The 22,761-nt window shown below is 65.7% G+C and carries 20 protein-coding genes, 1 tRNA gene and 4 pseudogenes; 14 read left to right on the forward strand and 11 right to left on the reverse strand.

The features are described from left to right. Nucleotides 1-487: 487 nt before the first annotated feature. From E3O22_RS08320 to dnaK, 5 genes are read right to left on the reverse strand one after another with little or no spacing between them, the layout of a single operon-like run. Nucleotides 488-1,624, reverse strand: coding sequence for a class I SAM-dependent methyltransferase (locus E3O22_RS08320; RefSeq protein WP_134395199.1), 1,137 nt, complete (start codon nucleotides 1,622-1,624; stop codon nucleotides 488-490). Nucleotides 1,625-1,649: 25 nt separating this feature from the next. Continuing rightward, a complete protein-coding gene (locus tag E3O22_RS08325) occupies nucleotides 1,650-2,084 on the reverse strand; it encodes a heat shock protein transcriptional repressor HspR (protein WP_104099724.1) in 435 nt (144 codons plus the stop codon). A 2-nt stretch (nucleotides 2,085-2,086) separates the two neighbouring features. Then, nucleotides 2,087-3,094: a DnaJ C-terminal domain-containing protein gene (locus E3O22_RS08330; protein ID WP_104099725.1), complete on the reverse strand. Its 1,008-nt coding sequence runs from the start codon at nucleotides 3,092-3,094 to the stop codon at nucleotides 2,087-2,089. Then, complete coding sequence (locus tag E3O22_RS08335) at nucleotides 3,087-3,707, reverse strand: nucleotide exchange factor GrpE (protein WP_134395200.1); 621 nt, start codon at nucleotides 3,705-3,707, stop codon at nucleotides 3,087-3,089. Before E3O22_RS08335 ends, E3O22_RS08330 begins: the two co-directional genes overlap by 8 nt. Next, nucleotides 3,707-5,575 carry a molecular chaperone DnaK gene (gene dnaK / locus E3O22_RS08340; RefSeq protein ID WP_134395201.1) on the reverse strand — a complete coding sequence of 623 codons (1,869 nt, stop codon included), beginning with the start codon at nucleotides 5,573-5,575 and terminating at the stop codon, nucleotides 3,707-3,709. Before dnaK ends, E3O22_RS08335 begins: the two co-directional genes overlap by 1 nt. A gap of 187 nt (nucleotides 5,576-5,762) precedes the next feature. Here dnaK and E3O22_RS08345 point away from each other — a divergent pair, with 187 nt between their 5' ends. Further along, nucleotides 5,763-7,091: an MFS transporter gene (locus tag E3O22_RS08345; protein WP_134395202.1), complete on the forward strand. Its 1,329-nt coding sequence runs from the start codon at nucleotides 5,763-5,765 to the stop codon at nucleotides 7,089-7,091. Here the strand turns inward: E3O22_RS08345 and E3O22_RS08350 are convergent. Next, entirely contained in the window at nucleotides 7,088-7,609 is a 522-nt protein-coding gene (locus tag E3O22_RS08350) for a hypothetical protein (protein WP_134395203.1), read from the reverse strand. The genes E3O22_RS08345 and E3O22_RS08350 overlap by 4 nt on opposite strands. Nucleotides 7,610-7,652: 43 nt before the next feature. Then, nucleotides 7,653-8,264: a dCTP deaminase gene (gene dcd / locus E3O22_RS08355; RefSeq protein ID WP_134395204.1), complete on the reverse strand. Its 612-nt coding sequence runs from the start codon at nucleotides 8,262-8,264 to the stop codon at nucleotides 7,653-7,655. 72 nt (nucleotides 8,265-8,336) lie between these two features. On the opposite strand from dcd, the gene E3O22_RS08360 reads away from it, so the two are divergent. Then, nucleotides 8,337-8,407: transfer RNA gene (locus E3O22_RS08360), tRNA-Gly, on the forward strand. A 605-nt stretch (nucleotides 8,408-9,012) separates the two neighbouring features. Here the strand turns inward: E3O22_RS08360 and E3O22_RS16710 are convergent. Together E3O22_RS16710 and E3O22_RS08370 are read right to left on the reverse strand one after the other, a co-directional pair. Then, nucleotides 9,013-9,138, reverse strand: coding sequence for a hypothetical protein (locus E3O22_RS16710; protein WP_370448471.1), 126 nt, complete (start codon nucleotides 9,136-9,138; stop codon nucleotides 9,013-9,015). A 341-nt stretch (nucleotides 9,139-9,479) separates the two neighbouring features. Next, a complete protein-coding gene (locus E3O22_RS08370; protein ID WP_134395205.1) occupies nucleotides 9,480-10,001 on the reverse strand; it encodes a hypothetical protein in 522 nt (173 codons plus the stop codon). Between the two features lie 277 nt (nucleotides 10,002-10,278). Here E3O22_RS08370 and E3O22_RS16335 point away from each other — a divergent pair, with 277 nt between their 5' ends. The 4 genes and pseudogenes from E3O22_RS16335 to E3O22_RS16715 form a co-directional block, all read left to right on the forward strand. Beyond that, nucleotides 10,279-10,983 carry an alpha-amylase family glycosyl hydrolase gene (locus E3O22_RS16335; RefSeq protein WP_241976573.1) on the forward strand — a complete coding sequence of 235 codons (705 nt, stop codon included), beginning with the start codon at nucleotides 10,279-10,281 and terminating at the stop codon, nucleotides 10,981-10,983. 102 nt (nucleotides 10,984-11,085) lie between these two features. Beyond that, entirely contained in the window at nucleotides 11,086-11,703 is a 618-nt protein-coding gene (locus E3O22_RS16340) for an alpha amylase C-terminal domain-containing protein (RefSeq protein ID WP_241976574.1), read from the forward strand. A gap of 1,219 nt (nucleotides 11,704-12,922) precedes the next feature. Beyond that, complete coding sequence (locus tag E3O22_RS08380) at nucleotides 12,923-13,687, forward strand: hypothetical protein (protein ID WP_134395206.1); 765 nt, start codon at nucleotides 12,923-12,925, stop codon at nucleotides 13,685-13,687. 329 nt (nucleotides 13,688-14,016) lie between these two features. Then, a pseudogene (locus tag E3O22_RS16715) lies at nucleotides 14,017-14,292 on the forward strand (ABC transporter permease); the annotation flags it as partial. A gap of 20 nt (nucleotides 14,293-14,312) precedes the next feature. Here E3O22_RS16715 and E3O22_RS08390 read toward each other — a convergent pair. Next, nucleotides 14,313-15,203: a LysR family transcriptional regulator gene (locus E3O22_RS08390; RefSeq protein ID WP_241976575.1), complete on the reverse strand. Its 891-nt coding sequence runs from the start codon at nucleotides 15,201-15,203 to the stop codon at nucleotides 14,313-14,315. A gap of 117 nt (nucleotides 15,204-15,320) precedes the next feature. Here E3O22_RS08390 and alsS point away from each other — a divergent pair, with 117 nt between their 5' ends. The 3 genes and pseudogenes from alsS to E3O22_RS08405 all read left to right on the forward strand — a co-directional run. Beyond that, nucleotides 15,321-17,063, forward strand: coding sequence for an acetolactate synthase AlsS (gene alsS, locus E3O22_RS08395; RefSeq protein WP_134395207.1), 1,743 nt, complete (start codon nucleotides 15,321-15,323; stop codon nucleotides 17,061-17,063). After that, nucleotides 17,060-17,791: an acetolactate decarboxylase gene (gene budA, locus E3O22_RS08400; RefSeq protein WP_134395208.1), complete on the forward strand. Its 732-nt coding sequence runs from the start codon at nucleotides 17,060-17,062 to the stop codon at nucleotides 17,789-17,791. Before alsS ends, budA begins: the two co-directional genes overlap by 4 nt. A gap of 397 nt (nucleotides 17,792-18,188) precedes the next feature. Beyond that, a pseudogene (locus E3O22_RS08405) lies at nucleotides 18,189-18,350 on the forward strand (PhnA domain-containing protein); the annotation flags it as partial. Between the two features lie 8 nt (nucleotides 18,351-18,358). On the opposite strand, the gene E3O22_RS08410 reads toward E3O22_RS08405, so the two are convergent. Beyond that, a complete protein-coding gene (locus tag E3O22_RS08410; RefSeq protein ID WP_134395210.1) occupies nucleotides 18,359-18,907 on the reverse strand; it encodes a hypothetical protein in 549 nt (182 codons plus the stop codon). A gap of 46 nt (nucleotides 18,908-18,953) precedes the next feature. On the opposite strand from E3O22_RS08410, the pseudogene acsA reads away from it, so the two are divergent. From acsA to E3O22_RS08435, 5 genes and pseudogenes are all read left to right on the forward strand, one after another. Next, nucleotides 18,954-20,758 (forward strand): annotated as a pseudogene (gene acsA / locus E3O22_RS08415) (acetate--CoA ligase). Next, a pseudogene (locus tag E3O22_RS08420) lies at nucleotides 20,755-21,501 on the forward strand (thiamine pyrophosphate-dependent enzyme); the annotation flags it as partial. The pseudogenes acsA and E3O22_RS08420, both read left to right, overlap by 4 nt. Nucleotides 21,502-21,597: 96 nt before the next feature. Then, nucleotides 21,598-22,110, forward strand: a complete 513-nt coding sequence (locus E3O22_RS08425; protein ID WP_241976576.1) for a 2-oxo acid dehydrogenase subunit E2 — start codon at nucleotides 21,598-21,600, stop codon at nucleotides 22,108-22,110. Then, nucleotides 22,107-22,358, forward strand: a complete 252-nt coding sequence (locus tag E3O22_RS08430; protein WP_134395211.1) for an acyl carrier protein — start codon at nucleotides 22,107-22,109, stop codon at nucleotides 22,356-22,358. The genes E3O22_RS08425 and E3O22_RS08430 overlap by 4 nt, the downstream gene beginning before the upstream one ends. A gap of 78 nt (nucleotides 22,359-22,436) precedes the next feature. After that, on the forward strand, nucleotides 22,437-22,761 hold a 325-nt coding region (locus E3O22_RS08435), incomplete at its 3' end, for a sigma-70 factor domain-containing protein (protein WP_304988788.1).

Raw genomic sequence — 22,761 nt, forward strand, 5'->3', positions numbered from 1 at the left:
TGATCCTTCACCGCTAGAAACGGATCCAAACCACGAGGTTTTTGGCATTTGACATTGTGCACGCTGTTGAGTTCTCAAGGATCGGACGCACTCGACTTCAAGCCCCATAGCGGGCTGTCGCTTCGAGGCAACTTGTATAACTTACCCAGCCGACTAATCCCTGTCAAATCACGGAAAGCAGCCGATTCCGAGTGCACCAAAGCGACTCGAAAAAATTTGCATATGCGACCTGACGACTAGCCGGAGAGAGCTATTATCTTGGTTTCTGCTCGAACGCTTCCTTGCGGAAGGGTATCCGAGAAAAAACTAAAACCTTCGTCCCACTTGAGGCCGGGAAACTCTGCGGCTTTCCGAACCTGTGGGGTGACTAGAGAGACATTACGGTGAATTCTGGGGGTGCGCAACTCCCTCCCGCATCCCGGGCGTGTCGGCTTCGACGCCCTGGCGCAAGCCCCCAAGTGCGGGCCTCACGGCGGTCCGGCGCGTCTCAGCGTCCGGTCGAGACCGTGACGGTGAATTTGGCGTTCCGGCCGACCTGGTGTGTCGGCCCGACCAGTCGCGTCAACGCGGGACGATAACCGAGGTAGGTGTTCCACACGCTCCACAGCTCACCACCGGGCTGCAACACTCGTCCGGCATCCTCGAACAGTTTCAGGGCTATGCCGGCATGGACCGACGAGCCGATATGAAAGGGCGGGTTCAGCACAATCAGTTCGGCCGAGGCATCCGGTTGGCTCTGGAGCGCGTCATCCCGCACGACCGTGACCCGGTCGGCGAGCGCATTGGCCACCATGGTGGCCCGCGCGGAGGCGACGGCCGCGGCCGACTGGTCGGTGGCGATCACCCGTAGGGCGGGACGGCGTCGGGCGAGGGTGGCGGCCAGCACCCCGGTGCCGCAGCCGAGATCGATGGCGCTCCGGGCATCCGTTTTCATGCGATCGAGGAACTCGAGCAGGTAGCGCGTTCCGATATCGACGGTCGCGCCGGCAAACGCGGCCCCGTGGGCGCAGATCGTGAGTCCAAGGTCGGCGTGCTCCACAGAATTCGGCCAGGTGGACATCGTCGGCTCAGTGGCGGAGGCAATCGGGGCCGCTGCCCTGAGTACCCGCGATTTCTGCCGGGCCGACGAAATCTGCAGCTCGCAGAAATGCCGGCGGAGCACCGCGTTCATGGTCGGCGTCATGTGCTTGATGCGTCCGCCGGCGATCACCACCACATCCGGTGCCGCGAAACGACGGATGGCGTCGGCGAACTCATCGAGCGCCGCCAGACTGCGCGGCAGCTGGATCAGTACCACCCGCGCGTCCGCCAGCAGTTCTTCGCCCAGGATGAGGGAGTGGTAGGAATCCGCGAGTCCGGCGTCGGCCGCATTCAGGGCGAGTGCCAACTCCCCGGAGAGGACATCCTGGTGCACCCGGATTCCCCGAGCCCCGGCCAGTGCGGCCGCGCCCAGGGTGAGGGCGCCATAGCGGTCCTCGATCACCACGACCTCACCGGATCCTGCCTCGGCCAGCACGCCGGCCGCCTCGTCGAGGATCAGCCGGTCGCTCGCATCCACGGCGAAGAGATTGTCCGCTTCCACGTCGGGGAAACGCCTCAGGCGGTCAAAGGAAAAATCGGGCATTGCCTCAGGCTAACCCGCAGTGCGGCTACTTCTCGTCGCCGATCGGGCGGGATCCCAGGGGGCGCCAGATCACGATCTGGTTGGACCGGCGCGTGCGCGTACCGGCCCGCATCGAGATGACCTCGCCGGCCGAGCCGGCCGCGAAGACGCGGCGGCCCGGACGGTTGAGCAGTTCATCGGCCAGCGCAGACTCCAATTCGCGCAGCCGCGATTCGAGCGTGCGCACGTGGTCCTCGAGGTCAATGATGCGACGGATGCCTTCCAGGCTCACACCCTCGGCACCAAGCTCCGCGATCTCGCGGAGCTTGGCCACATCCCGCATCGAGTACCGGCGAGACCGACCGGGGGTGCGGTCGGGACTCACCAGTCCCAGGCGATCATATTGGCGCAGCGTTTGCGGGTGCATGCCCGCAAGCTCGGCGGCCATCGAGATCACGAAAACCCGGGTGTTCTCGTCCACCGTCAGTCTCTCGCCTTCGCGAGGAGTTCGTCGCGCGGATTCTCCTTCGGCAGTGCTTCCGCGAAGGCCGCGAGTTTCTCCTCGGCGTCCTTCGACAGATGAGACGGAACGGCAACCTGAACCTCCGCCAGCAGGTCCCCGGTGCCCTTGGGCGTCACGACACCACGCCCCTTGACCCGCAGCACGCGCCCGCTCGGGGTACCCGGGGCGATACGTAGTTTGACCGGCGCTCCGCCCAACGTCGGCACCTCGATAGTGGCGCCGAGCGCGGCCTCGACGAACGTGACCGGCACGGAGACCCGCAGGTTCAGCCCGTCGCGCTCGAAGACCGGGTGCTTGCGCACGTTCACCGTGAGCACGATGTCGCCGGACTCGCCGCCGTCGGGGCTGTGCTGCCCCTGGCCGCGGAGTTTGATCTTCTGCCCGTCGGCCACCCCGGCCGGGATCTTCACCTTGATGGCGCGGCCATCCTGCGTTTGCAGGGTGATCTGGTCACCGTGCGTGGCCGTGATGAAGTCGACCGTGGTCGACGCGATCACGTCGCGGCCGCGAGTCGGCCCGCCGTAACCGCGGAACCCGCCGCTCGAGGTGCCGAAACCGCCACCACCCTGACCGCGGCCGAACATGCCGCCGAGGAGGTCGTCGAAACCGCCCTGCTCATAGGAGTAGCCGGGCTGTTGTTGCCGCGCGCCCCCACCGAACATGCCGCCGAAGACATCGTCGAAGCCTCCGGCCTGCCCGCCGCCGGGGCGCGGGGCGGTGAAGCGGGCTCCACCGCCCATCGCGCGCACGGCATCGTATTCCTTGCGTTGGGCAGGGTCACCGATCACCGAGTGTGCCTCGCTGATCTCCTTGAACGTCGCCTCGGCCGCAGGGTTGCCCGGATTGGAGTCCGGGTGGTACGTGCGGGCGAGCTTGCGATAGGCCTTCTTCAGCTCGGCCGGGGTGACGTCCTTTGACACACCCAGGACCTTGTAGAAGTCCTTATCGAACCAGTCCTGGCTAGCCATCGCTCGGTACCTGCACGACGACCTTGGCCACGCGCAGGAGCGACGAGCCGAGGAAGTAACCGGTCTCGATCACGTCACCAACTGTCTCCGACTCGATGCCCGCGGTGGGCAGCTGGAAGATCGCCTCGTGGATGGTCGGATCGAACGGTTCGCCGACCGTGCCGAAGGACTTCACGCCCAGACGCTCGACGCTCCCCCGGAGTTTTGCGGCGATCGTGCTGAACCCCGAGTCTTCGACCAGGTCGCCGTGCTTCTCAGCGCGGTCGAGATCGTCGAGCACGGGAATCAGGCCCTTGACGACATCCACGGTGACGCGCTCACGCTCGACCTCGCGGTTGGCCTCGGTGCGGCGCCGGTAGTTGGCGTACTCCGCGGTGACCCGCTTGAGGTCGGCGAGGTGCTCGCTCGTGGGCTCGTCGACTTCCCGCGTGGCGGCATCCAGGATGTCTTGGACCGTCAGCTCGTCCTCTTCGATACCCTCGGCGGACGCCTCGTCGATGTCCTCGACACTCACACCTTCGGATTCCGTCTCGGCGTCGGCCCCGGGGGCACCCTCAGCGGATGCCCCCTCGTCGAACGGCTCGTCGCCAGGACGCTTGTCGTCGTCTGCCATTACTTCTTGGCCTCGTCTTCGTCGTCGACGACCTCGGCGTCAACCACGTCTTCGTCAGAGCCGGCCGCGTCGGCGGTCGGCTCGGAGTCGCTCGGGGCACCGGCCGCGGCATCCGCCTGGCTGGTCTTGTAGATGGCCTCGCCGAGCTTGCCCTGGCTCTCGTTGAGCTTGTCGAAGGCCGTCTTCACGGCCGCATCGTCGTCGCCGACGAGAGCGGCCTTGAGTGCGTCGACGTCGGCCTGAACCTCGGACTTCACGTCCTCGGGCAGCTTCTCGTCGTTCTCCTTGATCAGCTTCTCGATCGAGTACGCGAGCTGCTCCGCCGTGTTGCGGGTCTCGGCTGCCTCGCGACGGCGCTTGTCCTCGGCGGCGTGCTCTTCGCCCTCGCGCACCATGCGCTCGATGTCTTCCTTAGCGAGCGAGGATCCGCCCGTGATGGTCATCGACTGCTCCTTGCCGGTGCCCTTGTCCTTGGCGGACACGTGCACGATGCCGTTGGCGTCGAGATCGAAGGTGACCTCAACCTGCGGGATGCCGCGCGGGGCCGGCGCGATACCGGTCAGCTCGAACGTGCCGAGGTTCTTGTTGTCGCGGGTGAACTCGCGCTCGCCTTGGAAGACCTGGATCGCGACGGACGGCTGGTTATCGTCGGCCGTGGTGAAGGTCTCGCTGCGCTTGGTCGGGATGGCCGTGTTGCGCTCGATCAGGCGCGTCATGATGCCGCCCTTGGTCTCGATGCCGAGGCTCAGCGGGGTGACGTCGATGAGCAGAACATCTTTGCGCTCACCCTTCAGCACACCGGCCTGCAGTGCGGCGCCAACGGCGACGACCTCGTCCGGATTGACGCCCTTGTTCGGGTCCTTGCCACCGGTCTCGGCCTTGACGAGCTCGTACACGGCGGGCATGCGGGTGGAGCCACCGACGAGAACAACGTGGGCGATATCTTCCACCTTGACCCCGGCTTCACGGATGACGTCCTGGAACGGCTTCTTCGTGCGGTCGAGCAGGTCTTCGGTCATCTTCTCGAACTGGGCGCGGGTGAGCGTCTCGTCGAGGTTGGCCGGGCCATTCTCGGTCAGGGAGAGGTACGGCAGCTGGATGCTCGTCGACATGCTGCTCGAGAGTTCCTTCTTGGCCTGCTCGGCGGCTTCCTTGAGGCGCTGCTTGGCGATCTTGTCCTTGGAGACGTCGACGCCGGTGGTTTCCTTGAACTTCTTGATCAGGTGATCGACGATGCGCTGGTCCCAGTCGTCGCCGCCGAGGCGGTTGTCACCGGCAGTCGACCGCACCTGAATGGTGGAGAAGTCGTCGTCCTTGCCTACCTCGAGGAGGGAGACGTCGAAGGTTCCGCCGCCGAGGTCGAAGACCAGGATGAGCTCGTCTTCCTTGCCACGGTCGAGGCCGTAGGCAAGTGCGGCGGCGGTCGGCTCGTTGATGATACGCAGCACGTTGAGTCCGGAGATCTCTCCGGCCTCCTTGGTCGCCTGGCGCTCGGCGTCGTTGAAATACGCGGGAACCGTGATGACGGCATCCGTCACCTTGTCGCCCAGGTACGCCTCGGCATCGCGCTTGAGCTTCGCCAGGATGCGGGCCGAAACTTCCTGCGGAGTGAACTTCTTGTCGTCGATGGCGACATTCCAGTCGGTGCCCATGTGGCGCTTGACCGACGCGATGGTGCGGTCGACGTTGGTGACGGCCTGGCGCTTGGCGGTCTCGCCGACCAGCACCTCGCCGTCTTTGGTGAAGGCGACGACGGACGGTGTGGTCCGGAAGCCTTCGGCGTTTGCGATGACGGTGGGTTCTCCACCTTCGAGGACGGCCACCACAGAGTTGGTGGTTCCGAGGTCGATGCCTACTGCACGGGCCATGTGTGCGTTCTCCTTTAAAGTATGTTCTCAGCTCGATTTCACAGAGTTGAGTGGTGCTGGCTCAAGTGTGCCAGTGTCGCAAATCGAAAGTCAAGCCACGCACCTGAGAGTTGAGCGTGAACGACTCAACTTTCAGATTTCGTGCAATCGATGGTCTCCGGCCACCCACATCCACTAGCCTCAGCGCATGACCGGGATCGCGGAGCAGGGCAGCACGGATGCCCGGGAGCTGCCTGACAAAACGAGCAGACGCCGAGTAGTGGCCTGGAGCTTCTGGGACTGGGGCTCTGCCGCGTTCAATGCGGTGGTCACCACCTTCGTATTCACCGTCTACATCACGGGCAGCTCGTTCGGCGACAAAGACGTCATTTCCGCCCAGCTCGGCTGGGCCCTCGCCATCGCCGGCCTGCTGGTAGCCGTGCTGGCCCCGATCACCGGACAGCGCTCGGACACCTCCGGGCGGCGCAAGCTGTGGCTCGGCGTCAACACGTTCATCGTGGTGGGCCTCACCGCGGCGATGTTCTTCGTGGAGGCGTCACCGAACTTCCTGCTGCTCGGCCTCGTTCTGGTGGCCGCCGGCAACGTCTTCTTCGAGTTCGCCAGCGTCAACTACAACGCCATGCTGTCCCAGGTCTCGACCGCGCGCACGATCGGCAGGGTCAGCGGTTTCGGTTGGGGCATGGGCTACATCGGCGGCATCGTGCTGCTGCTCATCGTGTACTTCGGTTTCATCAGCCCCGACGTGGGTCTGTTCGGGGTAACCAGCGAGTACGGCCTTTCGGTGCGGGTCACGATGCTCATCGCGGCCGCCTGGTTCGGCCTGTTCGCCCTGCCGGTGCTGTTCTCGGTTCCCGAATACCGTTTTTCCGCCGCGGTGCGCCGGCCCCGGGTGAGCTTCCTCCGTTCCTACGTCGTGCTCGGGCAGGACATCGTTCGGCTCTGGAAGACCAGCCGCCAGACGGTGTACTTCCTGATCGCGAGCGCGATCTTCCGCGACGGCCTGGCCGGGGTTTTCACCTTCGGCGGGGTGCTCGCGGCATCCGTCTTCGGATTCTCACCCGGCGAGGTGATCATCTTCGCTATCGCCGCCAATGTCGTGGCGGGCGTGGCCACCGTCATCGCCGGCGCGCTTGACGACCGGGTCGGCGCAAAGCCGATCATCGTGACCGCCCTGATCGGCCTGATCGTGTTCGGCAGCATCGTGTTCCTGCTGCACGACGGCGGTCAGATCGTGTTCTGGACCGCCGGCCTCGCCCTGACGCTCTTCGTCGGGCCGGCCCAGTCGGCCAGCCGCACCTTTCTGGCACGCCTGATACCGGCCGGTCGGGAGGGCGAGGTCTTCGGGCTCTACGCCACGACGGGCCGCGCGGTGAGCTTTCTGGCGCCGACCATGTTCGCCCTGATGGTGACGATCTTCGGCGAAACCTATTGGGGCATCCTCGGACTCATGCTGGTTTTGCTCGTGGGGCTGCTTCTCCTGCTGCCGGTGAAGGCCCGCCAGAACCAGATCGGCTAACGGATGCGGGTGGCCTCGTTGTGCTCGACCAGCACCCAGGTGGAACCCTCGTCGTTGGAGACCCAGCCCTCCCAGGCGTAGGCGTCAGGTGTGATCGAGACGAAGTTCCAGCGGATCGGGCGGCCGTCGGTGCCCGTGCCGTCCTGGCGCAGGCCGTTGCGGTGGGGGGTCGCCACGAGGTGACAGTACTCGCCGGATGCCGGGGCGAAATAGCTGACCCGCCACACGCCGGCGTAGGAATCATAGACTCGGACGGCCGTGGCGACGGTCGCGAAGCCGGTCGGGTGCGAGTCGCTCACGACGATCTCGACGTCTTGCACCGCACGCCCGTCGAGCACGAAGTCGACGATCCAGGTGAATTCGCGCCCGGTCCATTCGCCGGTCGTCTCGTCGAGGCGGGACCCGGTGGCGGCCCAGGCGCCGACCAGCTGGCCGAAGCGGCGCATCCGCCCCGGGTAGTCGGGTGTCGGTCCCGGCGCGACGAGCGCCTCGGCAAAGCTGGGCACGGATGTGGTCATGGGCCGATTTTACCGGGCGCGTGTTGCATGCGGGTGAACCGGGCTACTCGACTACGGTGGTCGATCCCGTCGAGGCCTCCCGCACATCCGTGCAGTGGAAGTTTTGGAACGACCGCGACGCGGTCGGCCCGCGCTGACCCTGGTAGCGGGAGCTGTATGCGCTTGAGCCGTAGGGACGTTCGGCGGGCGAACTCAGCCGAAAGAAGCAGAGCTGACCGATCTTCATGCCGGGCCACAGCTTGATCGGCAGTGTGGCGACGTTGCTCAACTCGAGCGTCACGTGGCCGGTGAAACCGGGATCGATGAAGCCGGCGGTCGAGTGGGTGAGCAGGCCGAGCCGGCCGAGCGAGCTCTTGCCCTCCAGCCGCGCGGCGACGTCGTCGGGCAGGCTGACCTTCTCGTACGTGGACCCGAGCACGAACTCACCGGGGTGCAGGATGAACGGTTCGCCCGCCGCGGTCTCGATCAACCGGGTCAGATCGGGCTGGTCTTCGGCCGGATCGATGTAGGGGTACTTGTGGTTGTCGAAGAGGCGGAAGAATCCGTCGAGTCGCACGTCGATGCTCGACGGCTGGATCATGTCGGCCTGGTACGGCTCCAGACGGATTCGTTCCGCGTTGACTTCAGCCTTGATATCGCGATCCGAGAGCAGCACGGGTCCAGCCTAACGGCGCGGACTTGATATGCTGGCACGGTTCCGGTGCGGGCTTGCCTGCGCGACGGACGTGCGGATGTAGTTCAATGGTAGAACTTCAGCTTCCCAAGCTGATAGCGCGGGTTCGATTCCCGTCATCCGCTCACTTGTCAGCTTTCCCGGTGTGAGTTCTCAAATAAAGCCGGATTTGTCTCACTGAAGTTTGGACTGAGCTTCGGGAACATCGTTCCACTTCGCCAGCGATCTCGAAGGGGCTGGCGTTCGCCTGCGTGTTCGGGCCCGATCGGACACCTGAGCGAATCTCGGACAGGCCATCGACACGGTCGACTGCTGTCCACTCGGCCGTGATGGGCGATTGCTGAATATTTGAAACCTTGACCACCCCTTCGTTCACTTGCGCGCCGGGGATCGTTCGTGCCGCAGCGCCAGCAGTCGTGAGGCATCGGTCATTGATGACTCCTCCAAGGCGCATTGCGAAAACTGGCCATCTACTGCACCTGACATGCATGAGATAGCTGACAAAAAGAAGGCAGCAGCGACTAGGAGCGTGTGTCAGTAACGCCTATTCGCAGTTGATGCGACGAGATTCGGGCCAATTTGGCCGCAGCGGGCGGGGCGTTGCTGTGGCGGTCGTCGTGGACTTTGGGGTCTGTGTTGTTCTCGTGCCGACTGAAAATAGGGTCAGTGCCGCGTTGGCGGCAGTAGGTCGAGGCCGCTGGCGCCCGGCAGGGCGGTTCTGCCCTGGTCCTTAGGTTGCCGGGCGGGCTGTCAGTGCGGCTTGCGTGGCGAGGAGAGCCTTGGTGTGCACGGTGTGCAGCTTCATCAGGTTGTGGCAGGCAGCGATCAGGTCCCATTCGTGGGCTGCTTGCTCCAACNTTCGTGGGCTGCTTGCTCCAACCCACGTAGCAGAACGAATTTTCCTTGTCGGGTGTGGATCTGACCGAATACGGGCAACGCGATTGCCTTCCGCCGCGCATAGGCCGCGCGGCCCTTCTTGGGTGTTTCAGAAACCCAGGAATGGTATTCATGAAATCCAGGTGGACAGGCCGGTTGAGCAGAAATGCTTAGCCGGCCTTCTTCATTTAAGGTCTCGCGCGGTCCTGATTTGGCCTTTTGGCGCGGAATCGGCCCCTCAAACGCCAATCAGCCTGCGTGTGGGCAGGCTGAAGCGTTCCGAGTGCGGGGGTTTCGAGCGGAATGTGGGGACGGCGACCGCTACTGCGGCGGCGCCAGCGCCGGGAGAGCAATGTGCCTGGTTAATGGTGTTCCTGCGGCTTCCGTGCGCCTGCGTTCTCGGCAGAGGTTCTCCCCGGAGTCCCGTTCGGCAGTCTTGACGAAGTAGTCGAATATCTTCCGGAGGTTCGATGAGACCGCGGCGAGGGTGGCAGCGAGGTAGTTGAAAGCGAACCCGCGGCCGGAGCGTTTGCTCACGTTGGCGAGGTCTTCGAAGTTCTTCGACTTCAGTGTTTTGGTCGCGGACTCGACGAGGCTGCGCATGCCGAAGTACTTCCGGTGTTCAGGAGACTTGAACGCGAATTTCTGCAGGTGCTTCAGCGGCAATCGCGGGTCCTGATTCCTCGCGGCGGGTGCTCCAGCATCCTCGGGAATGGTGATGCTCGCTGGGGTCTGGCGTTTAACTCGCTTCCCGTTAGCGCGGTCAATGGCCATGTAGGTGCCGGGTGTGGGATAGATGAAGCGCTGGAATCCGTCCTTGTCTGGTCGGCCTTTCGGCTTCATCGCCTCGGGACTCTGCTTTCGGGCGACTTCCGACGAGAGTGAGAGCACCCCTCGCCGGCGTTCCGGAAGGATTCCACCAGCCCTCGGGCGATTGTTAAGGGGCTGGCGCACAATTCCTCGGCATGCGCTTGCAATACTGCAAACGCTTGCAGTAGCGTGACCCGAGGGTTCAGTACCTCGTTTGCCGAGTTCCGCTTCCGCGGCTCGCTCGCAATCGCCCGTTCCCAATGGAGTGCGTCGGCGTGGTCCGCTGGCGCGCGCGACAAGGAGTTTCATCGTGCGCAGATCAACCCGTCCGTTGTTTGCAGCGGTGGCCGGCCTGGCCCTCGTCCTGACCCTGAGCCTCGATGTAGGAGTGACAACGCCCCGGGCGGATGCGAGTCCGCCGGGTGCCAAGGACGTCACGGCGACGCTCTTCGAGTGGTCCTTCGCATCGGTCGCCCGGGCCTGCACGGATACCCTCGGTCCCAAGGGGTATGGATTCGTTGAGGTCTCGCCCGCCCAGGAGCACATCCAGGGCTCGCAGTGGTGGACCTCCTACCAGCCGGTCAGCTACAAGATCGCCGGGCGACTCGGCAACGAGGCCGCCTTTTCGAGCATGGTCAGCACCTGCCACACCGCCGGTGTCAAGGTCGTGGCCGACGCGGTGATCAACCATATGAGTGCGGGTTCCGGCACGGGCACGGGGGGCACCGTCTACAGCAAGTACGACTACCCGGGCTACTACCAGAACCAGGACTTCCACTCCTGCCGGACCCCGATCACCAACTACAGCGACCGCTCCAACGTACAGAACTGCGAGCTCGTCGGCCTCGCCGATCTCGACACGGCGAGCACCTACGTGCAGTCCACCATCGCGGCGTACCTCAACCACCTCAGCGCCCTCGGCGTCGACGGTTTCCGGATCGACGGCGCCAAGCACATGGCCGCGGCCGACCTCTCCGCCATCAAGGCAAAGCTGACCAACCCGAGCGTCTACTAGGCGCAGGAGGTCATCGCCGGTGGGAACGAGGCGGTCCAGCCGGGCGAATACACCTCGACCGGCGATGTCGACGAATTCCGTGGGGCCTTCGACCTCAAACGCATGTTCACCAGCGACAAGATCGCCTACCTGAACACATGGGGCGAGTCCTGGGGCTACCTCGCGAGCAACAAGGCGCGGGTCTTCGTGGACAACTGGGACACCGAGCGCAACGGCTCGACCCTCAGCTACAAGGACGGCAGCACTTACACGCTCGCGAACATCTTCATGCTCGCCTGGCCCTACGGCTCGCCGAACGTGTACTCGGGCTATGAATTCAGCAACACGGATGCCGGCCCGCCGAATGGCGGCACGGTCAACGCCTGCTACAGCGACGGCTGGAAGTGCCAGCACGCCTGGCGGCAGATCGCAAACATGGTCGCCTTCCGCAATACCGTGACGGGCACCGCGGTGACGAACTGGTGGTCTAACGGCAACAACGCGATCGCCTTCGGTCGGGGGAGTGGGGGCTTCGTCGTGATCAACCACGAGGGTGGCGCGATCAGGCAGACGTTCAAGACCTCCCTGCCCGCAGGAAGCTACTGCGACGTCCAGCACGGCGACCCCGGCGCGGGCGGCTCCTGCTCGGGCCCAAGCTACTTCGTCGCCGCTGACGGAACCTTCACCGCTACCGTGGGCGCCGGCGACTCGATCGCTCTGCACGCCGGAGCCCGAACGTAAGTGCACAGCCATCGCCGTAGCTAGGGCTTCCGCGGCCTCGATAACTGGCCAACACCGACGTGCATTCCGTCTCCACGTGGCGATCGCGATGTGCGTTGAGGGTCGCCCCGACCAGTTCGTCGCGGCCGTACGCGCCAAACACGCGAAAGCCGTGGTTCCAGAGGTCTCGAGTGGCATCGGCATCCAACAGCTCGTGCGGGGTGGCTGGCGTGAATGGGTAGTCGGCGTTGTTGTATTTTCCAGCTCATACAGATCGGCCGCGGAGGTCACAGTCAATTCGGAAACGCTCAGTCCGGCAGCCTGAACTCGCGAGAGCGCCTGGCGGAAGTTCGACAGATTTGGCGGATCCGCCAGTTCAAGCCGGGCACTCCAAGATCGGCCGACGACAGTGAACCCTCGTGCCTCCAAGCCCTCTCGCTGTGGATCAACGTCTCGCAACACCAACGATCACCGCAACGACGAGTGCCGAAGGTGCCACGTGGAAGGAAGGCGTCGTGGTGAACAATGAGCGCGCTGAGAACGTCCGCTACACCGTGCTGAACGCGGACCCGGCTGGCCAGCCGTAACCCGGACGTTGAGCGACGCAGATCACGTACGTGTTGCGCGAACAGGGGTTGGCCCCACCCATGCGTCGCACGAGGAGGTAAGTGCGATCATCATGCACTCATACGGGATTGCGACTGCTTTACAGTTCCCAACCGGCATCACCATGTTCACGTTCAGCACGCCCTCGCCTCCGCTTGATCGTATCCGTGGGTGTCTCCAGCCCAGCCCGCTTCACCGCCCCAATACAGGGCGCTCAAGCCCGGTCGCGGCTGTCAGGTGCCTCTCACTGGCAGATCTGAGTATCGGGCTCTGATTTGTCCCTGCACGGGAACGGTGCGGTCAGGACCTCGCTACGGTCGCGTGATCGCAGCAAACGAGGCGGATCGGCTTGTCAGAGTGGCCACCGTACTTTCCTGCTACTGCGCACGTCACACCCAAAGTAGAGGAACCCCGATGCCCAATTCCGACCATGACGCTCAGTTCGTCGGAGAACTCCTCATCCGCAGGAATCCGGAATGCAATGAGAGAATGAGGGGCAATCATCGTATTCGACTCCAGTCTTCCCCTGGTGCGAAGTCGATTTGAAAGTTTAAGAGTGAAAGGGAACTGACACCCGGCCCTGTGATGCGACTCTGTGACGCCCACGTCGGCGGGCTCCGGTATCGTCGAGACCATGACCGACCCGACACTGCGTATGCCGAACACCGTGCTGCGGGTGGTGCTCGACCTCGGCGTGCTGCCCCTGGACATCCCCCCGCTGCCCCCCCGTTTCCGGCACCCGGAATTCGACGCGGACTGGGACGACGAGGAGCAGGTCGCCGGCATCTTCCTCGGCTTCGACGACGGAGAGTTCCACCTGGACATCCTGGAAGAAGGAGTCGAGTACCACTTCCACAACGCGGACGGAACTTCGAGCGATGACAGTCCATGGCCGGCCGCCGACACTCAGGCCCTCGTCGACTGGGCGACCGGCTTCGTGCTGCACGTCGCCCCGCGCCTCCCGGATCTGCTGGAAGACGCGGACGAGGCCGCCGAATGGCACCATGTCGGGCTGCCGGTGTACTCCCGCGATTACGGGCCGGTCCCGCTCGAAATCATCGACGTGGAGTTGGAGGGCGAGCAACTGATGCTCCCCTGGCTCGGGTCCGGCTACATCGCCGACGATCACCTCGACGGATCTGACCACCCGATCGCGCTCCTCTGGAATCCGGAGCACGAAGATCCGGATATCCCGATCGCACGGGTGTGGCTGAACCCGAAGACCGGGGAACCGAAAGCCCGCGCCGAAGCAGGCGTGGACTGGTCGGCCGTGGGGCTCACCAAAGCGGAAGTCCTGTCATGGGCGGAGAGCCTGTACCTGAACAATCACGTGATCGGTGACCCAGCCCAGATGATCATGCGAGCCGCACTGGAACGTATGGCGGGGCTCGACCGCTAACAGAGTGAGTCCCAACCCAGTGGTTTGCATGGCTCCCGGTAGCTCCGATCCGGCAGCCCGCGCGGACTGTGTTCCTCAGCGGCGGAACGCCGGGTTCCACGGGTTTCCGGGCCGTCTCGGCCGAAAACTCCGTCGAATTCGGCCTGACCGGCCCGGATGAACTGCAGATCCGGATCGCTTTCGGCGCCGGCAAAGTGGTCGCGAAGCAGGCTCCGATCGCCCTGGACCCCAACGCTCCGGAAAACTTCGAGGTACAGGCCCCGTCGGCTATATCCGCACTGCGCGAGAACGTGCAGGCCGACGTGAACGTCATCTTTCTGATCCTCGGCGTGCTCGCCCTCGTCGCGGGTGGACTGGGGATCGCGAACGTCACCCTGCTGTCGGTGATGGAAAGGGTGGGCGAGATCGGGCTGCGCCTGGCCCTGGGCGCCACCAAGCGCAACATCTCGAGCCAGTTCATGGTCGAATCCGTGGTCATCGGCCTACTCGGCGGCCTGATCGGAGCCGCACTCGGGGTTTTCGCGGTGGTGATCGTGTCGGCCATTCAGCAGTGGGCGCCGGTCGTCGACCCCGGGCTCGCAGCCGGGTCGGCGCTGCTCGGGGCCGTCGTCGGCCTTGCCTCGCATCAGCCGCGCGCCTCGTCGCTGGCGAGCGCGAGCTCCACGAACGCGCGCACGGCGGCCGACGCCCGCCGCTTGCGCGAGGCCGCCAGGTACACCGTGAAATCGGGCAGATTCGCCACGGGAAGCCGGTGCACGTCGAGCGCGTCGTGGGCAGTGAATTCGGGCAACAGGGCCACTCCGAGGCCGTTGGTCACGTATTCGGCGGCCGTTCCGATATCGGAGACCTCGATCATCACCCGCCGCTCGAGGCCGGCAGCGGTGAAGGCATCGTCCACGATCTGACGGCTGGCGTAGCCGGGCGGAAGATCGATGAACTCCTCCGGCACGAGGTCACCCAGGCCCACGGCCGACGCGGAGGCGAGCCGGTGGCCTTTCGGCACCACCAGCACCATCGGCGACGAAGCGATCGGCACGGCCAAGAGCGCCGTCGGCGCCGTGCCGCTGAGGGCGAGGAAGGCCAGGTCGAGTTCGCCCGAGACGAGCTCGTCGACCAGCCCGGCCGACCCCCGCCGGGCCGCGCGCAGCCGCACGCCGACGCCCGGATGGCCGGCGCGGAAGAGACCGAGCAGCCGAGGCACATTGACGAGCGTGACCGAGGTCATCAGCCCGATCACGATGGACCCGGTGATGGCGCGGGTGGTCTCCTGGGCGGCATCGCGCACCTCGTTCACGGCGTCGAGAGCGTCGCGCACCTTCGGAAGCAGCAGTTCGCCAGTCGTAGTGAGCCTGATCTGGCGGCGGCTGCGATCGAACAGTTCGACGCCCAATTCACTTTCGAGCGAACGAATGCCGGCCGAGACGGCTGACTGGGCGATGGTGAGCCGGTCCCCGGCGCGCGTGAAGCTCAACTCACCGGCGACGGCGCTGAAGAATTCGAGCTGTCTCAATTCCATGGTCCAAGCATCTCATTTTCAGATCGTTTGCATCGCTACTCGGCGTTGCTTCTTATTGAACGAGCAGCCACGATGGAGGGGAGGCCGATTCAGAACGGCGATCCGGGAGGCATCACTATGACCACTACTTCATCGCTCCAGAGCGACGACGACTCAACCGAGACCACGCTCGTGCGCTCTGACGCCGGCACCCCCGCTCCGTCCACCCGCTCCGCCGAACGCGTGGTGGAATGCCTGAAGGCCTACGGCGTGCAGTGGGTCTTCGGCGTTCCCGGCGCCAAGATCGACCCAGTCTACGACGCTCTCATCGACGACGGACCCGAGGTGATCGTGGTGCGTCACGAGCAGAATGCGGCCTTCATGGCCGCCGCCGTCGGGCGTTTGAGCGGCCAGCCGGGCGTCGTCCTGGTGACGAGCGGACCGGGCACCTCCAACCTCGCGACGGGCCTACTGACGGCGACGACCGAAGGCGACCCGGTGGTCGCCCTCTGCGGCGCGGTTCCGCGCGCCGACCGGTTGAAGCGTACCCACCAGACAATGGATGCCGTGGGCATGCTGTCCGCCGTGACCAAGTCCGCCGGCGAGGTGAGTGTCGCAGACAACGTGCCGGAAGCAATCGCGAACGCGTTCCGCGAGGCAACCCAGGAGCCCAAGGGCGCCGCCGCGGTTGTTCTCCCCTACGACGTGCTCACGGACTCGACGACCGTGTCGATGACGCAGCCGCACTGGGTGCCGCAGCTGGGCGCCGCACCCTCCAAGAGCGTGCAGCGCGCTGCCGCCCTGCTGAAGGATGCGCAGTTCCCGGTCATCCTCGCCGGCGCGCGGTCCGGTTCGGACCAGGCCGTCGCGGCGCTGCACCGTCTGCTGGGCGTCGCCGGACTTCCCGTCGTCGAGACGTTCCAGGCCGCGGGAGTCATCTCGCACGAACTCGAAGAGCACTACCTCGGACGCGTGGGCCTGTTCCGCAACCAGCCCGGGGACATCCTTCTGCACAAGGCCGACGTGATCCTGACCGTCGGCTACGACTTCGTCGAGTACGAACCGTCGAAGTGGAACAAAGACCACCTGCGCGTGATCATCCACCTCGACGAACTCGCCGCCGACCTCGACGACTATTACCGGCCCACCGTCGAACTGCGCGGCGACGTCGCCGAGACCCTCGACGCCCTCGCTCGCCAGATCAACGGGCTGTCGATGCCGGTCGCCGCCGCGGCCGAGGTCGCCGAGCAGCGCGCCTGCCTCGCGCACGCCGACCAGCCCACCGGTCGCCGGGACGAGTCCGAGGGCGTGCACCCGGCCGACCTCACACTGATGATGCGCGAACTGCTGCCGGATGACACGACGGTGCTCTGCGACGTGGGCTCCCACTACATCTACATGGCCCGGCACTTCCGCACCTACCACCCGCGCACCCTGTTGTTCTCGAACGGCCAGCAGACCCTGGGCGTGGCCCTGCCCTGGGCGATCGCCGCAACCCTGGTGCGCCCGGGCACACCAGTCGTGTCCGTGTCGGGCGACGGTGGTTTCCTCTACTCCGCCATGGAGCTGGAGACGGCCGTGCGGCTCGGCTCGACGTTCACCCACATCATCTTCAACGACGGCACCTACGACATGGTGGCGTTCCAGCAGATGGGCAAATACGGGCGCACCTCCGGCGTGCAGCTGGGCGATTACGACGCCGTCGCCTATGCCGAATCGTTCGGCGCCCACGGCCACCGGGTGACGCACCTCGACGACTTCGCCGGCATCCTGGCGCAGGCCCTGGCCGAACCCGGACCGAGCATCATCGACGTGCACGTCGACTACCGCAACAATAGAGATGACCTGATGGCCGATCTGGAAAGCGATGTGCTGCAATGAGCAAATTCACTGTCACCCGACACGAAATTTTCCAGACGAGCCTGATGAGCGCGCTACTCGACGGCGTCTACGAAGACGAGATGACCGTGCGCGACCTGCTCGGCCGCGGCAGTTTCGGACTCGGCACGTTCAACGGACTCGACGGTGAAATGCTGATCATCGACGGCATCTGCTATCAGCTGCGGGCCGACGGCGGAGTTTCGAAGGCCGATCTGGGCGCGTACACGCCCTACGCCGTCGTCACGAATTTCGTGCCTCATATCGAGAGCCAATTGCCGAAGAACATCGTGCGCGCGGAGGCGTCGACGTTCATCGACAAGCTGACGGCGTCGCAGAACTACATGTACGCCCTCCGCATCGACGGCGACTTCGAGTGGATCCGGATGCGCACGGTCGTCAAGCAGGAGAAGCCCTATCGCCCCATGGTGGAGGCAACCGACGAGGACGCGATCATTGAGCTTCACGACGTCTCGGGCGTCGTGGCAGGCTTCCGCACCCCGCTCTACGAGCAGGGCATCGGCGTGCCCGGCTGCCACACGCATTTCCTGACCGACGACCGCACGGCCGGGGGCCACGTGCTCGACTTCAAGCTGCGCTCCGGCACCGCTGCCCTGTGCCTCGGCACCGACCTGCGTTTGCAGCTGCCGCTGACGGATGCCTTCAAGAACGCCAACCTGTCCCCCGACGACCTCGAGTGGCAGATCCAGAAGACCGAAATGCACGGGTAGGCGAGCGAGTCCGAATCGATTGGTTGTAGCGCTCAAGAAAGATCACAGCTCACCGCACCGAGTGAATGCTGCTCACCCCAGGCGACTCCCTACCCGGCGTCCAGCCAATTCGACGGAGATTCTGGTGCAAATCGGCTTCTTTTGAGGATTTTCGGGCAATTTGGGCAACACCTCCATCGACTGCGTCCGGGATCCGGGGAGGAGCGCCTGATGGAGGTGCGAAGCGCGCACGCGCTGCCGCTCATCCGGCGCGCTTTGTGGCCAATTCAGGAGATCCGTCCGGCCGGGTCGAACATCCGCCCCGGTTCCGCACTGGTCCGTAGCGGCCGATGGACTTGGCTGACGGATGTCCTGAGTTGGCCCCATGTGTAGGCTCGGCCGGGCCTAACCCACGCATGAGGGCACCGCGACCGCCATCACGGTGGGCACGAAGATGCGGGGTATCCGTCTGCAGGATGGCGTGGGCGACCACGACATCGACTGCACGGTCGACGGAGTCGGCTCAATGCAGCCGAAGTCCAGCGTGGTGAAGAAGGTTCCGCCCCGAACCGCCCGCTGAGGAGACCGTCAGCGGCCGGAATCCAGCCCTGCCCGACGGTTCGACATCAGCGCCGCCAGATCGGTGCTCACCAGAGCCCGCACCCGTTCCGCCCGCCGCTGCGCGTAGTCGGGCTCCCGGCGGTCGACAACCTGTTCGACCAGCCGAGCGGCGAGCGCGGCTCCGATTTCCTCGCTGGCGTCCGTGCGGGCCCGCTCAAGCAGGTCGGCGACCTGCTCGTCGTCGGCGGCCACGGCCCGTAGGGCACCGGCGAGCTTCAGGTGCACCCGCCGTCGCAAGGCCAGTTGGCGCACGTGGAGCCTGTCATCGTCGGTGATCTCGAACGCGCTCCGCTGCCGACCCAGGACTTTCCGCTGCCGCCCGACACGCTCGGCATCTTCCTCGTTCTGCGTCGCCAGCCGGACCAATTCGCAGCGGGCGGCCGCGGGGTAATCGGCGTCGGCAAAGTCGCGGTGCTCGCGCAGCGCCCCCACGATGATGTGGTTCTTCACGGCCATGCGCACCGCGGAGAGCCCGATGAGCACGCCCTCGTCGACAATCCGCTCAAAGGAGGCCATGGCGATACCCTATGCCCCACGCGCCCGCGGGGGTTTCATGGGCTGCATGACGGCAGGAACCGAAGCGTCGACACGCTGGCCCACCATCCCCAAGAATGTTCACGCCCTCACGGTGCCGCCCAACCTCGTCGACTATGACGAGACCTGCGCCGCCTTCACCTGGGACGAGGCCCGCCACGCTCTTTCGGGGCTGCCCGGCAGTCGGGGACTCAACATCGCCTACGAAGCGGTTGACCGGCATGCCGCCGGTGCCAGGGCCACTCACGAGGCCCTGCGCTTCGTGCGCGGCGACGGCACGACCCACTCCCTGAGCTATGCAGAGCTCGGCGAGCAGACCGGCCGCTTCGCCAGCGTGCTGCGGGGCCTCAGCATCGGGCGGGGCGACCGGGTCTTCTCCCTCCTCGGCCGCGTTCCCGCGCTCTACGTCGCGGCGCTCGGCACGTTCAAGAATGCCAGCGTCTTCTGCCCGCTGTTCTCCGCCTTCGGGCCGGAGCCGGTACGCCAACGGCTCCAGCTGGGCGGCGGCCGGGCGCTGGTCACAACGCGGGCGCTGTACCGCAAGAAGGTGGCGCCGATCCGGGTCCAGCTGCCGGACCTGCGGCACGTGTTGCTGGTCGACGCCGACGGCCATCCGGACCCGGGCACGCTCGATCTGGCGGCCCTGCTGCGGGAGGCCCCGCCCTCCGGCGAGATCGCCGCCACCCAGGGCGAGGATATGGCTCTGCTGCACTTCACGAGCGGCACCACCGGCACCCCGAAGGGTGCCATCCACGTGCACGACGCCGTGACCGCGCACTACGCGACCGGCCGGTTCGCCCTCGATCTGCACCCCGGTGATGTCTACTGGTGCACCGCCGACCCCGGCTGGGTCACGGGCACCTCCTACGGCATCATCGCTCCGCTGGTGCACGGCGTGACCGCCATCGTCGACGAGGAGGAGCTGGACGCGGACCGGTGGTACCGGGTGCTCGCCGAGCAGCGCGTGACCGGCTGGTACACGGCGCCGACCGCCCTGCGAATGCTCATGAAAGCCGGCTCAGACCGGGCCGCCGGCCACGACCTGTCCGCGCTGAGGTTCGTGGCCAGCGTGGGTGAGCCGCTCAACCCGAGGTCGTGGTGTGGGGCCAGGAGGCGTTCGGGCAACCCGTGCACGACAACTGGTGGCAGACCGAGACCGGCGGGATCATGATCGCGAACTACGCGGCCACGCCCATCCGCCCCGGCTCGATGGGGCGGCCTTTACCCGGCGTCGAGGCAGCGCTGGCCGCCCGGGACCAGCAGGGCGCGCCGCTGATGCGTGGCGGCGAGGTCGTGCTGGTGACCGAACCGGATGCCCTGGGCGAGCTGGCACTACGGCCCGGCTGGCCGTCGATGTTCCGCGGGTATCTGGGCGAGGAGGAACGTTACCGGCAAACTTTCGTCGGCGGCTGGTACCTCATTGGCGACCTCGCCCGGCGGGATTTCGACGGGTACTACTGGTTTGTCGGCCGCGGAGACGACGTCATCAAGTCGTCCGGGCACCTGATCGGGCCCTTCGAGGTGGAGAGCTCGCTGATGGAGCACGAGGCGGTGGCGGAGGCCGGCGTGATCGGCATCCCGGATCCGGTTGCGGGCGAGGTGGTCAAGGCCTTCGTCGAACTAAGGACGGGGTGGGAGCCCAGCGAAGCGCTGCGCCTGGACATCATCGGCTTCGCCCGCAAGCGCCTCGGCCCGGCCGTGGCGCCGCAGGAACTGGACTTCACTACCTCACTCCCCAAGACCCGCAGCGGCAAGATTCTGCGCCGGCTACTCAAGGCCCGCGAACTGGGTCTGCCCGAAGGCGACACGTCCACCGTTGAGGTGCCCCGATGAGCGCGGAACGGGCGGTGCGTGCCGAGAGGTTCGCGGGCCGCATCGCAGCGAACCCGGATCACGCCCGCAGCCTGCTGCACCAGATGCTGCGGGTGCGGCGGTTCGAGGAGAAGTACGTCGAGCTGTACAGAGCCGCGAAGATCCGCGGGTTCATGCACGTCTACATCGGCGAGGAGGCGGTGGCGGCCGGCGTTCTGGCGACGCTCGAACCGGAGGACGCCGTCGTAGCGACCTACCGCGAACACGGCCACGCGCTACTGCGCGGGGTCGCCGCCGGCGCAATCCTGGCCGCGATGTACGGATTCGAACAGGGATGCTGCCGGGGCCGCGGCGGGTCCATGCACCTTTTCGATGCGGCCACCCGGTTCTTCGGGGGCAACGCCATCGTCGCCGGCGGTCTTCCTCTCGCCATCGGTCTGGCTCTGGCCGACAAGATGGCGGGCCGCTCCCGCGTCACCGCCTGCTTCTTCGGCGAGGGCGCCGTCGCCGAGGGTGCCTTCCACGAGAACCTCAACCTCGCGGCCCTCTGGCAGCTGCCGGTGCTGTTCTGCTGCGAGAACAACCTCTACGCCATGGGCACAGCGCTCGCGCGTTCGGAATCCCAGACCGACATCGCCCTGAAGGCGGCGGCCTACGAGATCCCCGCCTGGCCCGTGGACGGCATGGACGTGCTCGCCGTCGAGGAAGCCACTCGGCGCGCCGTCGCCGCCGTGAGAGTCGGCGCCGGACCGCACTTCCTCGAAGAAGACCATCCTGCACTACCTGAGCACCACCCTGGATTTGCGGGCGGCACTGGCCTGGATGGAGCAGTACAACTCCGCCCGATCGCCGAGTGGCTCGTGCCAGCCGCCCTGCTCCTGAAGGCCTCCGCGCCGGCCGCCAGGGACGTCCCCGAGGTCAACGGCTTCTTCACCGAGGGTTCCTTCCAACCGAGCGCCGCAGTGCACCTGGGCGTAGCCGTGGCACTGCGCCGGGGCGGCCTGGTTGCCCCCGCGCTGCACGACGCGGACGCCCTGCCGCTGGAGGTGCTGATGAAACAGCTGCGGGACCTGGTAAGCCGGGCGCGCGGCGGCCGGCTGCAGCGCGCGGAGATGGCCGATCCGACCCTGACCGTCACCAATCTCGGTGAACTCGGCGTCGAGAGCTTCTTCGGCGTGATCTACCCGCCACAGGTCGCCCTGGTGGGATTCGGCCGGGTGCGGGAGGAGCCGTGGACCCGGAACGGCCTGCTCGGCGTGCGCCCCGCCATCACGGCCACCCTGTCCGCCGACCACCGCGTCAGCGACGGACTGCGCGGCGGGCGATTCCTCGCCCGGATCGACGAACTGATGCAGAACCTGGAGGAGCTATGACCGAACAGACCGAACAGGAGGCCCGAACGGCCGTGTATGCGGCCATCCGCCAGGTTGCGCCGGATGTCGACACCGACGATCTCGACGAGAGCGCGCGATTGCGCCAAGATCTGGAACTCGACTCGCTGGACTTCCTGCGGCTGATCGAGACGATCCACGAGGCGACAGGCGTGGACATCCCCGAGCGCGACTACGCGGTTGTCACAACGGTGCGCGGCCTGATCACCTATGTCGCCCTGCACGGTTGATTCAGTTCTCGAGCATTATTCGGTTTCTTCGCGGCCGAGTCAAGGCCCTCGACGCGGTCCCTCCCAGGATATGTACTAATGTTCCAGCCCGAACTGGAGGAACCCATGACCATTACCGCACATGCATCATCCGTTGCCACCTATAACCGTGCAGCGACGGACGCGTTCGGCGACTACCTGAGAAAGATCGGCAGCGTTTCGCTCCTCACCGCCGAGGACGAGGTCGACCTGGCCAGACGCATCGAAGTCGGCCTGTTCGCCGAGCAACGCAGCGAGCAGGGCGAGGTTGAACCCTCCTTGGCCCGCGAGCTGGCCTGGCTTGCCCATGATGGCCGCCGCGCGAAGAACCGCTTCATCGAATCGAATCTGCGCCTGGTGGTCAGCATCGCCAAGCACTACTCCG

The sequence above is a fragment of the Cryobacterium sp. TMT2-18-2 genome, from assembly GCF_004402245.1.
Taxonomy (GTDB): domain Bacteria; phylum Actinomycetota; class Actinomycetes; order Actinomycetales; family Microbacteriaceae; genus Cryobacterium; species Cryobacterium sandaracinum.